The organism is Occallatibacter riparius, from assembly GCF_025264625.1.
Classification (GTDB): Bacteria; Acidobacteriota; Terriglobia; order Terriglobales; family Acidobacteriaceae; genus Telmatobacter; species Telmatobacter riparius.
On record NZ_CP093313.1, the window covers coordinates 5,433,875 to 5,448,243 of the forward strand.

10 protein-coding genes are annotated in these 14,369 nt (G+C 61.4%); 7 read left to right on the top strand and 3 right to left on the bottom strand.

The window, feature by feature from the left end; translation table 11 throughout:
• The first annotated feature begins 27 nt into the window (after positions 1-27).
• Both MOP44_RS22230 and MOP44_RS22235 read left to right on the top strand, forming a co-directional pair.
• Entirely contained in the window at positions 28-1,416 is a 1,389-nt protein-coding gene (locus MOP44_RS22230) for an ATP-binding protein (protein ID WP_260792598.1), read from the top strand.
• A 701-nt stretch (positions 1,417-2,117) separates the two neighbouring features.
• Positions 2,118-2,582 (top strand): hypothetical protein, encoded by a 465-nt coding sequence (locus MOP44_RS22235; protein WP_260792599.1) that lies wholly within the window; start codon positions 2,118-2,120, stop codon positions 2,580-2,582.
• 318 nt (positions 2,583-2,900) lie between these two features.
• On the opposite strand, the gene MOP44_RS22240 is transcribed toward MOP44_RS22235, so the two are convergent.
• The gene (locus MOP44_RS22240; protein WP_260792600.1) at positions 2,901-3,560 is read right to left on the bottom strand and encodes a hypothetical protein; all 660 of its coding nucleotides are present in this window, start codon (positions 3,558-3,560) and stop codon (positions 2,901-2,903) included.
• Positions 3,561-3,995: 435 nt separating this feature from the next.
• On the opposite strand from MOP44_RS22240, the gene MOP44_RS22245 reads away from it, so the two are divergent.
• The 3 genes from MOP44_RS22245 (at position 3,996) to pstS (ending at position 9,151) form a co-directional block, all read left to right on the top strand.
• The gene (locus MOP44_RS22245) at positions 3,996-5,066 is read left to right on the top strand and encodes an alpha/beta hydrolase (protein ID WP_260792601.1); all 1,071 of its coding nucleotides are present in this window, start codon (positions 3,996-3,998) and stop codon (positions 5,064-5,066) included.
• An 890-nt stretch (positions 5,067-5,956) separates the two neighbouring features.
• Entirely contained in the window at positions 5,957-8,002 is a 2,046-nt protein-coding gene (locus tag MOP44_RS22250) for a glutaminase family protein (protein WP_260792602.1), read from the top strand.
• 150 nt (positions 8,003-8,152) lie between these two features.
• Positions 8,153-9,151 (top strand): phosphate ABC transporter substrate-binding protein PstS, encoded by a 999-nt coding sequence (gene pstS, locus MOP44_RS22255; protein ID WP_260792603.1) that lies wholly within the window; start codon positions 8,153-8,155, stop codon positions 9,149-9,151.
• 74 nt (positions 9,152-9,225) lie between these two features.
• Here pstS and MOP44_RS22260 read toward each other — a convergent pair whose 3' ends face one another.
• Complete coding sequence (locus MOP44_RS22260) at positions 9,226-10,020, bottom strand: class I SAM-dependent DNA methyltransferase (RefSeq protein ID WP_260792604.1); 795 nt, start codon at positions 10,018-10,020, stop codon at positions 9,226-9,228.
• A gap of 146 nt (positions 10,021-10,166) precedes the next feature.
• Here MOP44_RS22260 and MOP44_RS22265 point away from each other — a divergent pair, with 146 nt between their 5' ends.
• Positions 10,167-12,731 carry an ABC transporter permease gene (locus tag MOP44_RS22265; protein WP_260792605.1) on the top strand — a complete coding sequence of 855 codons (2,565 nt, stop codon included), beginning with the start codon at positions 10,167-10,169 and terminating at the stop codon, positions 12,729-12,731.
• A 109-nt stretch (positions 12,732-12,840) separates the two neighbouring features.
• On the opposite strand, the gene cyaY is transcribed toward MOP44_RS22265, so the two are convergent.
• Positions 12,841-13,164 carry an iron donor protein CyaY gene (gene cyaY, locus MOP44_RS22270; protein ID WP_260792606.1) on the bottom strand — a complete coding sequence of 108 codons (324 nt, stop codon included), beginning with the start codon at positions 13,162-13,164 and terminating at the stop codon, positions 12,841-12,843.
• 288 nt (positions 13,165-13,452) lie between these two features.
• Between cyaY and MOP44_RS22275 the strand changes: the two genes are divergently transcribed.
• On the top strand, positions 13,453-14,364 hold the full coding sequence (locus tag MOP44_RS22275) for a hypothetical protein (protein WP_260792607.1): 912 nt from the start codon (positions 13,453-13,455) through the stop codon (positions 14,362-14,364).
• Positions 14,365-14,369 lie beyond the last annotated feature (5 nt).

Consider the following 14,369-nt stretch of genomic DNA (forward strand, 5'->3'; position numbering starts at 1 on the left):
CCCCGCCCTGATCGGAGTCGTGCGCCTTTGACACGCAAAGTATTTGTCAAACTGCTGGGCCTCTTCGTGCTGCTGCTCGCGTTTCACGCGGTCGTCATGGAGCTCGTGTTCCGTGCGCTGATGGAACGCCGCGTCGGAGAGGTCCTGACTCGTCTCGGTTGGGAAGCGCTCTGGTCGGGCCTCATCGCCCTTGTCGTCGCACTCCCGCTCGCGGCGTGGGTCGCAGGCCGCATCATGGACCGCCTGCAGCGCGTCGTCGATTTCGCACGTCGCATCGCCTCCGGGGATCTCGCCGCTCGCCTGCCTGCATCCGGCGGCGACGAGCTCTCCGAGATGGAAGCTGCGCTCAACCAGACCGCCGAGCGCCTCGGCCAGACCCTCAGCGAATCCGAGAGCCGCCGCCAGGAGCTCGCGGTCATGCTCGATTCCATGCAGGAAGCCGTGGTCGCCATCACCCCCGAAGGCCAGGTGCGCTGGTCCAACTCCGTCATGCAGCACATGGCCGGCACGCAGATCCGTGTCGGCCGCCCTCTCGCTCACTCCGTCCGCGATCCCGACCTGCTCGCCTGCGTCAAAAGCGCGCTCGAGCACAAGGATGTCTGCACCGGGCGCGCCAGCTCCCTCTCGCCCGGCCGCGTCTTTGAAATCAGCGCCGTCCCTCTTCCCTCGGGCGGAGCCCTCGCCGTGCTCCACGACGTCACCCGGATCGAAGCGGCCGAGCGCACCCGCCGCGACTTCATCGCCAACGTCAGCCACGAGCTCCGCACTCCCCTCACGTCCATTCAGGGCTACGTCGAAACCCTCATGGACGACCCCATGCCCGACCCCGAAACCACCCGCGAATTCCTGCACATCATCCAGCGCAGCGCCCGCCGCATGAACCGTCTCACCGAAGATCTGCTTACGCTCGCCGGAGTCGAGAGCCCCGACTACAAGCTCTTCCGCCAGTCCATCCCCGCCAGCGCCCTGGTCGATGACGCCGTGGCCTCCATGGGCGGCCTCGTCTCCGACGCCGGCCTCCGCCTCGACCTCGACGGCGCGCCCGACGACAAGGTCATGGCCGACCCGGACGCCATGAACCAGGTCTTCGGCAACCTGATCGAGAACGCGATGAAGTACGGCGGCTCCGGCGGCCGTCTCAGCATCGGCGCGCGCCTGCTCGAAAACGCCGTCGAATTCTGGGTGCGCGACTACGGCCCCGGAATCGCCTCCGAGCACCTCAACCGCATCTTCGAGCGCTTCTATCGCGTCGACAAAGCCCGCTCCCGCGAGTCCGGCGGAACCGGCCTCGGCCTCGCCATCGTGCGCCACATCGTCCAGGCCCACGGGGGGGACGCCCGCGCCGAAAGCGAACTAGGCTCCGGCGCCGCCTTCTATTTCACGCTGCCGCTGGCCGAACCTCCCACCGCGCTCTAGAGCTGGCTGGGCTCACGAGGCGGCCACACCTTGAGTTAACCAATATCTAACAATGGGAGTGAACCGCCTGCAACGACAAGGTTGCGGGAGGGCTGGGTTATTGAATTTGGACCGAGGAAGTCTGATTGTTATTTATCAATATCTTAGATATCGGGTGGGGGGAGGGGGTGGGGGTGCTATTTCGCCTGGAACTGGCTTTGACGGGGAGGGGGGTGGTTAACCCTCCAGTACACTTCGGCCGACGCCGGAACGGCATATTCCCTGAGTGGATAACAGACGGAGGGGCAGAGGCAAAGGCGAGGGGGGGAAGGGGGTGGGGGTGCCAGTGGCAGCGTGGCAAAGTGGCGGAGGAACCCCGGGGGGGGTGGGGGGCTGCAAAGCGACAGGGCGGCGGGGTTACAGGGTGGGAGACCTACCGAGTTACAGGCGGGGGTGGGAGCGCAGCGGGATGAGCTGTTTTTGGGCATAGACTCCCCCGGCCGTGGTAGAGCGGCAGATAGGCAGTATGCCGGGTTTTGCCGAGGGTTACTGTGACGGCGGTCACGGGAAAGGAGTGGTGAGTGGGAGGGGTGGGGGCCCTGTCCTGCCCTCCGCTGCGTATCGTTGAGCGAGGTTGATCGCTTCGCGTATCAGGTTAGAATGTATCCGCAAAAAACTTTGGAAGATCCAGATCACCGGGGTGGTTCTACGCGGGGGATGGAATGAAGATGCTAGGGTTGGTGCTCAGCGTGCTCCTTGTGGCCTGGGTGGCTCTTGCCGGCTTTGATCAATGGGTCCACGCCCGCTGGTGGCTCGTGGACGGGCCGGACAACCAGTCGAAATTCTTTCGAACCTACGACCCTCAACCGGTTTACGCAAAATATCAACACGACGGTGGATTGAGCGTTGGGCATGGGCAGGGATGCGGTCCGGGCTTCCGATCCATTCAACACTTTGCAGATTTCACTCCGGGGTTCACGATACGGGTGGACCGGAAGCAGGAGTTGCTGGACGCGTTGCGTAACGACATCCTGCTCCAGCTGCGCAACACGGGCACGAACGTAGCGGCTACCCACGACCAAGCGGACGGAGGTTCACGTACAAGTACGTTGCCGGCAACAGCATCGGCTCGATTTCAGTGGAGCCGCCAGTTCACGATGAGGGGATCAAGCGGAACACCCCTTTAGAAGTCTTGTTTGGACCCGGACTGGACGACATAAGGTTCAAGGTCGCTTTGGAAGAACGATGGACGCGACCGGCCGCTGAGACACCATGGTGGATGGCGATGGTTGATTGAATACCCGGCGCTCGCCGCGCTTGCAACAGTCCCTTCAATTCTCGGACTCAACTTCCAGGGATAAGTCGAGATCACCGATTCCGCGGACAGCGATGCGATTTGTGGGAGTGAGGCGGGTTGGTCGCTCCGTCCTGCCCCCGCTGTCGACCGCCGAGCGAAGCTGATCGCAAAGGGATCAGACGCAGTCGAAGAACCCGCATTGGAATCCTTACGGTTTGCCTTCGTGAGGAAATGGGAGTCGCTGACTTATTGCCCACTTCTTTCCATCCAGAAGAACAGCTGTCGTGGGCTTCAGCTTCGAGACGAAAGCCTTATATCGATTGAACTCAGAAAACGGGAGAAACAGGTCAAGCCCACGCGTCGATTGCCTCGTGTTTTTGTCGTGGGTTCCGGGAAAATCTGCTGGCCAAGGCAGGCTTGATTTGGCGTAGGAGAACGGCCACATCATCACCTCGAGATAAGGAGGATTCCAATTGTGGGCATTCGGATCAGTGAATGCTAGCAAAACACGGAACGTTTGCTGAAGGCTTGTTGGCATTCGATCAGGTGGGATGTTCTCCATGTGGCGAATAACGCCATAAACCTCTATCGTCTTGTAACCAGCTGCGGTCTTAACCACAAGCACGTTCGTTGGCGCGTCCGTGTAGTCCGCTATAGCGTAGCAATTTGTGAATCGTCCGACGTCCTCCAAATGCGCCGATTTAATCACCTGTGCCATTTCAGTTGGCGCGAGGCTCGCGGTGACGTATTTGCCGGAGCGTCCTTCACCGGCCCAGTAGATGACCGTTCCGTCCGTATAGAGAGCAAAAGTGGGCGAGTCGGAACCAATCACCATAGCCCATGGGTTGTACTCGGTAAGCAGAACCAAAGGCTGGCTCCCGGTCCACTTGAGTGCGGGGTGACCGGATGCTTGATCGGTGCAACTCTGGGCGGGGAGCAAGGGTGAACAGATAAAGATGCAGATTGCCAGCAGAACTCGTCTAGACATGGTCGTCAGCGATCATTGGAACACACGATAGTAGACACCGCTCAGGACTGTTTTGTTCCTAACAGACGAGTGACTCTCTACCCGGAAGTTTCGTTTCGAAGCGCTGCACTCCAAGGCTAGGGCGCAGTGGTAAGGGGACTTTGCGGGAACAACGTCGGAATTGGAGTGATCTCACGTTGCGAGGAAGGCCCTCACCGGGCCGGCCCTCAGATCGTATGCTTGTGAGGAACAATCGCAGTCCTCATTCGATGCAGGCGTAAATCGACAAGTGATTCGGTGCGCCTGGGTCAGGAATCTTTGTCCAAGGTGAAGAACATGCCAGCACGATATTGGAAGATGGGAATTTGGTTTCCGGCAGCCCTCCTGGTTTCAGCCGCGATTGCCGCTGCGCAGGGGACACCGGCAACGCCTGCCGCTGCTCAGCCGCAGGCGGGCAATCGCCCTGCCTTTACTTTTCCTCCGCCGGCCAACACTGCCCTGGGCCAGAAGGCGGCCTTAATGGGTTCCCTTAAGTGGGATAAGGTTCCCGATCTCGAAGGCTCAGGCCCATTTCCTGCCAGCTATGCGGCTGCTCCGAACGGCGCGGAGTACGTGATCTATCAGCCTAAAGATCTTGCTGGAGCGGAGGCCAAGGGCAAGCTGGGCGTCTACGTCTGGGGCAGCGGTGCTTGTTCTCCCGATGCGGCAGGCTCGCGGTTCCACCTTACGGAGATTGCGAGCCATGGCTACGTCGTCATCGTTCCCGGCAAGATTCTGAGCGGTCCGAAGGCACCGCCGCGCTCCGAAGGGGCCGACGGAGGCCCGAGCCAGCAAGATCCTGCTGCCCGCTCCACCGCGGAGAAGATGGTAGCCGGCATTGACTGGATACTCGCCGAAAATCAGCGGCAGGGCAGCCCGTATTTCGGCGCCATCGACCCGGCACGCATTGCTGTGGCTGGATTCAGTTGCGGCGGAATCCTTGCCCTGAAGGCCGGCTTCGATCCGCGGGTGTCCGCGGTCCTCATCGAAAGCAGCGGGATCCTTAAAAATCCTCCTCCTGGCGGTTTCGCTGGCCTGCCGCAGATGACCTCGCTGAAGAAAGAAGATCTGGACAAGCTGCACACGCCCGTCCTTTACCTGCTCGGCGGTCCTGAAGACATTGCCGAATCGAATGGCCTTGATGATTTCGAGCATGTCCACAAAGTGCCGATCTTCCTTGGCGATCAGCCCGGCGCGGGCCACGGGGGTCTGATGTCTGTTCCGAACGCTGAAGGGACCAAGATCGAACTCGACTGGCTGAGCTGGCAGTTGAATCATGACGAGATCGCCGCGCAAACCTTCACCGGTGCTCACTGCGAACTTTGCCGCGACTTCCGGTGGCAGGTCCATCGCAAAGGGATCCAGTAGGGAAAGACGATCGGGTCCTGGGTGCCTCCTCCGTGGGCGGACTGGTTTCCGAGGCCGGGCTCCGCCTCGACTTCGACGGTACGCCCGTGGTAAGTAGCGTGGGTTGGTGGCGGCCCTCGTCCTGATTTCCGCTGCAGACCGTTGAGCGAGGTTGATCGCGGGCGATCAAACGCGGTTGAAGGACCTGCTTCTGGCTTCATTACTTCCCGATTGGCGACAAGTCGGGAACTTCGCTCAGTTGATGACGTAAAGTGTTGGACATGCATGTACGCAAGATGCTGGTCCTCAGCACGTTGCTGACTCTCGTTCCCTCACTGGCTGTTCACGGTCAACCTCACGCTGCGAGTTCTCCCTCAATATGTGTACGGATAGATGGGGTCGGAGACGCGCCCGGGTTTTGGAGCGGAATTCTAGCTGCGACTCAGTCGCTTTCAGCCACGGTCATTTCAACTTCCACGCCTGAATATAAGGTCGGCGAGCGCCTGACATTCAGCATTCCGGTGGTGAAGGGTGACAAATTGGCAGACGCAACAGTGCCGCGCTTGAACCCTCGCATAGTTCACAAGGGAGCGGTTCTCTCGGTCCAGACTTCCGATCGATGCAGAGAAGCAGGGCATACAGAGTGGATATTTAGTTGCGTTGTGTCGGGATACCGCAAGCACTGAAGCGGTGTGCGCTGTTTTCGATTGGCTGGTGGAGAATCATTCAGGATCACGGTCCGGGCGGTATCGAGAGCGCGGACAGCGTAGTCCTTGAGCTTAGGTAGACCGTCCTTCCCATGGCCTCTCATCCTCCCGTCCTCTAAAATGATCTCCGCCAGCTTTGCAAACGTTTCCATCATTGATTGAGGTCCCGTGAGAGCCATCTTCAAAACTCTGCAATCCTTTTCGATGCTCTGCATCCTTGCCGTCTCATCTTTAGCCGCCCATGCTCAGACCCAGCGTCCCCCCGCCGTCCCCCTCATCGCCTACGACCCGTACTTCAGCGTCTGGTCGGCGGCCGATCACCTGACGGACCGCAACACCACGCACTGGACCGGCAAACGCCAGCCCCTCTACGGACTCGTCCGCATTGACGGCAAGCCTTACCGCTTCATGGGTGCAGACCCCCGCGAAGTCCCCGCCATGCAGCAGACCGCCCTCCGCGTCACGCCGCTGCACACCATATATGAGTTCACCGCCGCCGGCGTGAAGCTCACCGCCGAGTTCTTCACCCCGTCTCTGCCGCACGATCTCGATATCCTCTCGCGCCCCGTCACCTATCTGACCCTCACGGTCACCGGCGGCACCGGTCACGAAGTTTCCTTGCTCGTCGACGTCGATCCCGTGATCGCCGTTAACACCGATGACCAGGAGGTGACCTGGGGACGCTCGCAGGCGGCTGGCGCAATGAACGTTCTAAGCGTGGGCTCCCGCGACCAGCGCGTCCTCAACCGGGCCGGCGACGATCTCCGCATCGACTGGGGCTACTTCCATCTCGCCGTGCCCGACTCCGCGCATGCGCAGCTCGTGACCTCGCATGACGCCATGCAGTCGTTCGTCGAAAGCGGCACGATTCCCACGGCCGACCAGATGGACATGCCGCGCTCTCCGCGCAACGATGCGGCGCATCTCGCTGTCGCGCTGCCGCTCGGACAGGTCACCGCTCCCGTCAGCCGGCACCTGCTGCTCGCCTACACCGAAGACTTCGCCATCGAATACCTCAACCGCCGCCTTCGTCCCTACTGGCAGCGCAATGGCCAGACCGTTGAGGATATGCTCGCCGCAGCCGAGCGCGACTACCAAAGCCTGGAAGAGCGCGGCAACCGGTTCGACCAGGAGCTGACCGCCGATCTCGAAAAAGCCGGCGGCCCCGTCTACGCGCAGCTCGGCGCCCTGGCCTATCGCCAGACCCTCGCCGCGCACGGCTTGGCCGCCGATTTCGACGGCACCCCCATGCTCTTCCCCAAGGAGAACTTCTCCAACGGCTGCATCTCCACCGTGGATGTTCTCTATCCCTCGGGGCCCTTCTTCCTTTTCTTTAATCCCCGGCTCCTCGAAGCACAGCTCAAGCCGGTGATGGAGTACGCCGCGCTTCCGCGCTGGAAGTGGCCCTTTGCCCCGCATGACCTGGGCACCTACCCCCTTGCCAATGGACAGGTCTACGGCGGCGGCGAGCGCACGGAAGAGGACCAGATGCCTGTCGAAGAAAGCGGCAACATGCTCATCCTGGTGGCCGCCATGGAAACCGAGCTCGGCAACTGGGACTTCGCCCGCCAGTACTGGCCGCAGTTCCAAAAGTGGGCCGACTACCTGGGCGAGAAGGGGCTGGATCCGCCGAACCAGCTCTCGACGGACGATTTTGCGGGCCACCTCGCCCACAACGCGAATCTCTCCATCAAGGCCATCGAGGGCCTGGCAGCCTTCGCGCAGATGGCCAAGGGCCTGGGCAAATCCGACGTCGCCGGCAAGTACGACAAGATGGCTCACGAGATGGCCGCCAAATGGCAGACCATGGCCATCGATGGTGACCACTACAAGCTGGCTTTCGACAAGCCCGGTACCTGGAGCCAGAAGTACAACCTCGCCTGGGACCAGATCCTTGGCTTCAACCTCTTCCCGGCCAAGGTCCGTCAGACCGAGATCGCCTTCTACCTCAAGGACCTCAACCGCTTCGGTCTCCCGCTCGACAGCCGCAAGACGTACACCAAGCTCGACTGGGAGATCTGGACCGCCGCCCTCGCGGACAACCAGGCTGACTGGAACGCCTTCCTCGACCCCATCGGCCACTGGATCAATGAAGGCCCCACCCGCGTGCCTCTCACAGACTGGTACGACACCAAATCCGGAGCACAGGAGGCTTTCCAGGCCCGCTCCGTCGTCGGCGGCGTCTACATTAAAGCGCTGTCCAACAAGAGCCTGGCGGAGAAATGGCGCGAGAGCGAGAAGTCAAAATAGACCGTTACGAGCCACTTCTAAGCGCCGTTGTAACAATCTGTTAACACATCTTTCGTAACAATTCGTTGAAGTTACGGGCGTTTTTCAAACGCCCGTAACAAAGCCGTCAGAGAATCGACTACGGCAGTTAATCCTGCAAGGGAGCGATTCGTGAAGAAAACTTTAGTTGCCGCTGCGTTGTTGATGTTGGCGATGGGCGCTGCGCAGGCGCAGCACCTCACGGGAGCGGGAGCCACCTTCCCCTACCCTATCTACTCCAAGTGGTTCAATGAGTACAGCTCGGCGCATCCGGGCGTAGAAATCAACTACCAGTCCATCGGTTCAGGCGGCGGCATCACCCAGGTCACCAAGGGTACCGTCGACTTCGGCGCGTCGGACATGCCCATGACCGACAAGGCTCTGGCCGAGTCGCCGGTCAAGCTGGTCCACATTCCCACCGTTCTCGGTGCCGTCGTGCCCATCTTCAACGTGGCCGGCGTGAGCGACCTCAAGCTCGGGCCTGACGTTCTCGCCGAGATCTACATGAATAAGATCACGAGCTGGAACGATCCCAAGATCGCCAAGGACAATCCGGGCGTCAACCTGCCCAGCGATCGCATCATCGTCGTTCACCGTTCTGACGGCAGCGGCACCACCTTCATCTGGACCGACTATCTCAGCAAGGTCAACAAGGACTGGGCCGACGGCCCGGGCAAGGGCACCTCGGTGAACTGGCCCACCGGCATCGGCGGCAAGGGCAACGAGAACGTCGCCAGCCTCGTCCGCCAGAACCCCGGCGCCATCGGCTACGTCGAACTGATCTACGCTCTCCAGAACAAGATCAACTTCGGCGAAGTGAAGAACGCCAACGGCAAGTGGCTCAAGGCCTCCATTGACGGTGTCACTGCCGCCGCGGCCACCGCCAAGATTCCTGCCGACTACCGCGTCTCCATCACCAACGCCCCCGGAGACACGGCCTATCCCATCTCCAGCTTCACCTACCTGCTGATCCCGATGAAGTCCACGGATCCCACCAAGGCCAAGGTGTTGCACGACATGCTCAGCTGGATCATCAAGTCCGGCGAAGGCGAAGTGACTAGCCTGTCCTATGCGCCTCTGCCCTCCAACCTGGCAGAGAAGGTGCTCCAGACCGTCTACTCGCTTCAGTAAGCGATCACCCTCCATGCCAAAAAGCCCGGCTCTCGGTCCGGGCTTTTTGGCTTTGATTGCAGGTTCGCCGCAGCTCACTTCGCAGGCTTCTGTGCCAGGTAAACACTCCGGCAGCCTGGTCCCACCGGCGACTTCGCGCCAAAAAACGGCGTCGCATCCCATTCCCGGATTGACTCAAATCCCGCCGCCGTCAGCGCCTCCTCGATCTCGCTTGAAGTCCAGCAAACTTCGCGCACCTGTTCCTGGCGCCGCACCCAGGCGCGGCCGCTGCGGATGAAGTATTCAATATCGGAGAATGCGCGCAGCCCGTCGGGGCTGTGCCGGTTACGCATCACCATCACTACACCGGGCCTTTCAACCCACACAAGGCCCTTCCAGTAGCGCTGAAAGCCCAGGCTGTTATTCACGTCGAAATAAAAGCATCCGCCTGGCCGCAGCGCCCGGAACACCGCCTGCGCAACAGGCCGCAGGTCCTGCTTGCGCGACACATGATTGAGCGCATCTCCTTCGCACATCACCAGGTCCACGCTCTCCGGCAGACGGAAGCTGCGCATATCTGCTCGAATCACGTCGACCGCCGCGTTCGCCGCGCGCGCCTTTCGCCGCGTCACCCGGCACATCCCAGCCGACAGGTCCACCGCATACACGCGGATGCCTCTGCGCGCCAGCGCCAACGCCGCCGTGCCTGTCCCGCACGCTAAATCGCACGCCGTATCAACGTGCTTGAGAATGCCACCCAGGATCTTGACGCGAGCCTTGTTCATCGGCTGCGCAAAGGGCGCGAAGAATGCATCGTAGAACTCCGCCAGCCAGCGATAACCGGACTCGCGCGCCTGGAAACGTTCTTCGTGATTTGCGCTCTGCGCCATAACTACCTGCCTGATCAGCGAATATATGCCCGTTTCCTACCGAATAATGCTCCAAACCGCGCTATCTCACACTCGCTTGTATCCGCCATCACAACGCCGGAACCGCACAAGCTTCATCCTCCGTATGCATTCACCAGAGGCTTGCCATGCGAACCCTGCGTCAGGATCTCGTCTATGCGCTGCGGCAGATGCGCTTGTCGCCCGTCTTTACGCTCACTGCCCTGCTTACGCTGGCCCTCGGCATCGGCGCCACCACCGCTATCTTCTCGCTCATCCATTCAGTCATGCTCAAGTCGCTGCCGGTGTCCGATCCCGACACGCTCTACCGCATCGGCGAAGGCAGCGACTGCTGCGTGAACACCGGCCCTGAAGACAGTTGGGGACTCTACCCCGTCATCGTCTATGAGCGCTTCAAGCAGGCCGCGCCCGAGTTCGAACAGATGGCCGCCTTCCAGGCCGGCAGCAATCTTTTCAGCGTGCGCCGCGGACAAACCGGCGAGCAGTCCAAACCTCTCAACAGCGAATACATCTCCGGAAATTACTTCGCTACCTTCGGCCTAGGCGCATACGCGGGCCGCACCCTCACGCCCGCCGACGACCAGCGCGCCGCCCCGCCCGCGGCCATGTTGAGCTACCGCGCATGGCAACAGAAGTACGGATCGGACCCGAGCATCGTCGGCTCCACCTTCATGATCGACGGCCATCCATTCACGATCGTCGGTATCACCCCGCGCGGCTTCCACGGCGAAACCCTACAGAGCGATCCACCGGAGCTCTTCATCCCCATTCAGCAGGAACCGGTTCTCTCCGGCGCAAATTCTCTCCTCAACCAGCCCCTCTCCTGGCTTCGCATCATCGGCCGCATCAAGCCGGGAGTGAATCCCGCATCCCTCGCGCCGCGCTTCACCACCATCGTGCGCAGCTGGCTCATCAACGACTTCGCACCGCAGTTTCCGCAATTCGTGCAGCAGCTCAAGCAGATCCTGCCCACCCAGCACGTCAATATCATTCCCGGCGGCGCTGGAGTGGCCATCATGAAAGCCGATTACGAAGCCAGCCTCCGCATCCTCCTCGCTGTCTGCGGGCTTGTCCTTCTCATTGCCTGCGCCAACGTAGCCAATCTGCTTATGGCGCGCGGCTCGGCACGCGCGACGCACACCGCGGTGCGCTTAGCTCTTGGCGCATCAAGAAAACGCCTCATCGGGCAATGGCTCACCGAGAGCCTCGTGCTCGCGCTGGCCGGCGGTCTCCTGGGAATCGTCGTAGCCTTCCTCGGAGTCAAGGTCATCATCGCCATGGCGTTTCATCACGCCCTCTACGTACCCATCGATGCCCTGCCTTCACTGCCTGTACTGGGATTCGCGTTCGCAGTCTCGCTCCTCACCGGAGTTCTCTTCGGCACCGTCCCCGCATGGATCGCCTCACGCGCCAACCCCGCAACCGCCCTGCATGGCGCCACCCGCACCACGCGCGACCGCAGTTCTCTCTGGCAGAAATCGCTCGTCGTACTTCAGGCCGCCCTCTCCGTCGTTCTGCTCACTGGCGCAGGACTGCTGACGCGCAGCATGCAGAAGCTCGAGGCGCAGGACTTCGGCTTCCAGACCGATGGACGCGTCAACGTCTCGCTCTATGCGCCCTTCGCGAGCTACTCCCCTGAGAAGCTCAATGTCACCTATCGCGCCCTGCAGGATCGCTTGAAGCAGATTCCCGGCGTGCAGAACGCCGCCCTCGCTCTCTATACGCCACTAACCAACAACTGGGGCATGCCGGTCTTCCGTGCCGGATCACAAACGCCACCGGACCTCTCGCATATGGAGAACTTCCTCGCTTCCTGGGACCGCGTCAGCCCCGGCTATCTCGAAGCCATCGGCCAAACCCTCGTTCGCGGACGCACCATTGGCGAGCAGGACACCGCCGCCACGCGCAACATCGCCGTCGTAGACGAGGCCTTCGTAAAGAAGTATTTCAAGCCCGATGAAGACCCTATCGGCCAGACCTTCGGCGGCGGCGACCCCACGAACGACAAGATGTACGAGATCGTCGGCGTCGTCCGCACCGCCAATTACACCGATCCCACCGGCCACTGGCTCCCGCCCCACTTCTTCGTGCCGCTCACCCAGCACGCCACTTACCACGACAAGATGATGCAGATGATCGATGAACGCAGCCACATCATCGAGTCCGCCGTACTTGTCCTCAGCGGCAGCATGGAAGGCCTCGAGCCGCAGGTGCGCCGCGCGTTCTCTGAGGTCGATCCCAACCTCACGCTGATCCGCGTCCGCTCGATGGAGCAGCAAGTGGCCGACCGCCTCGACCAGTCGCGCACCGTCGCTCAACTCACCGGACTCTTCGGCTTCCTCGCCCTCATCCTCGCCGCCGTCGGCCTCTACGGAGTCACGGCGTACTCCGTCGAACGCCGCACCAGCGAGATCGGCGTGCGCATTGCCCTCGGTGCGGATCGCCTCACTGTCGTGCGAATCGTGCTCAGGGGCGCATTCCTGCAGATCGTCATCGGCCTACTGATCGGAGTACCCGCATCCATCGCCTGCGCCCGCCTTATCGCCGCGCAACTCTACCAGGTAAAGAGCTGGGATCCGCTAGTCCTCTCGGGCTCCGTCCTCGCCCTGGGTGTCTGCGCGCTCATCGCCAGCCTGGTCCCCGCCCGTCGCGCCGCCGCCGTCAATCCCGTAACCGCCCTCCGCGTGGAGTAGCCAGCAAAGAACAGGGCCGGACAAGCTGCCATCACAGCGTGTCCGGCCCTTTCCTAATGCCAAATCTTTTGTCCCTGTCTTTCTAATCCCTAATCCCTACTCCCTGCCGTTATCCTTCTTGCCTCTCCTGAATCAGCCGATCCACCAGCGGAACCAGCTTCTCTCCGCTCCGCGGCAGCACAAATGCTGACGCAGCAGCGTCCCAATCGAGCTTGAAACTCGTCGACAGCGCCGAAATCCATATCTGTCGCACCGGCGTATTCGGCGTGATCACGAACTTCCCTGGTGGCTCGTCAAACAGAACATTTAGCACGCCATGCTGCTCCTCGACCTCAAACCCAGCGTCGTCTTCCTCTTCGCGCTCAATAAGATGGCGTTTAAGCCTGTCCAGTGCAGCCTCTGCGGCCCGGCGAAATTCCTGCTCGTCGATCATGGCCTCAGTTTAGCAAGCACCCCCGCTTGTCACTTTTCTGTCCCCGAATCAACCGCCCGGGCAGAACTGCGCATCTACCCCTTCAGTCCGTTTGCCGGGCGCGAACAAAGGGGAACGGATCGGGTAGTCATGCCAAATCTGTCAGTCTCACAACCCGATGCCACTTCCGGTATCTTCCCTGGTTCCTCCCCGTTTTCTTCCGTTGTTCAACGCGCCCTCGCAAGCCCTTCACATCGCAGGCCCGATACTGTAGCCGATCCCCGATCCTTCCCGTTGGAGGACACCCGGATGCGCGCAGTGTGGATTCTCGCAGGCATTCTGACCGCGGCATCTACGTGCTGCGCACAAAACCCAGCTCAGAACTCAGTCCAGCCCGCCGCGACGGAAGACCCCGGCCGCCTGGTGCGCGAAACGGTCTACAACGAGCTGCAGGATCACGGCAAACACGCCTACTGGCGCTATTGGATCAAGCAGCAGGGCGACAACGGCTCCCACATCACCGAGCAGGTCGAAACCGCCGACGGAGCCGTGAGCCGCCTCCTTCTTCAGAACGGGCAGCCGCTCGATGAAGAGCACGAAGAAGTCGAGCGCGCCAAACTGCTCAGTTTGCGCAATTCGGCCTCTGAGCAGGCCAGCCGCCGCCAGGCCTATCGCGAAGACGAGCAGCGCGTCGGCCGCATCCTCGCCCTCTTGCCCGACGCCTTCCTCTACCAGGATGCGGGCATCGAAAACGGCGCGCGCCACCTGCGCTACACGCCCAACCCGAAGTACTCCGCGCACAGCATCGAAGCCCGCGTCTTTCATCAACTCACTGGTGATCTCTGGATCGATGTGCGCATGAAACGTCTGCGCCGGCTCGAAGGCCGCCTCAACGACGACGTCACCTTCGGCTTCGGCATGCTCGGCAAGGTCAACAAGGGAAGCTGGTTTCGACTGTCCCGCACTGCGGTCTCCGACAGCGAATGGAAGACCGACCGCTGCGAAATCCACATGAGCGGACGCGCGCTGCTCCTCAAAACCATCGCCCACGAAACCAGCGAAACACGCGGCGGATTCGAACTCGTTCCTCCCGCCATGAGCTTTGAGCAGGGGCTCAAGGTCCTCGAGCAAACCGTAGCCGCGCACCAGGCCGCCATGGCCGAAGGACGTGTCTCACCCGCCGCCCTAGTCACCGCGAATCCCCGCGCCTCCACCCGCTAGCGCTG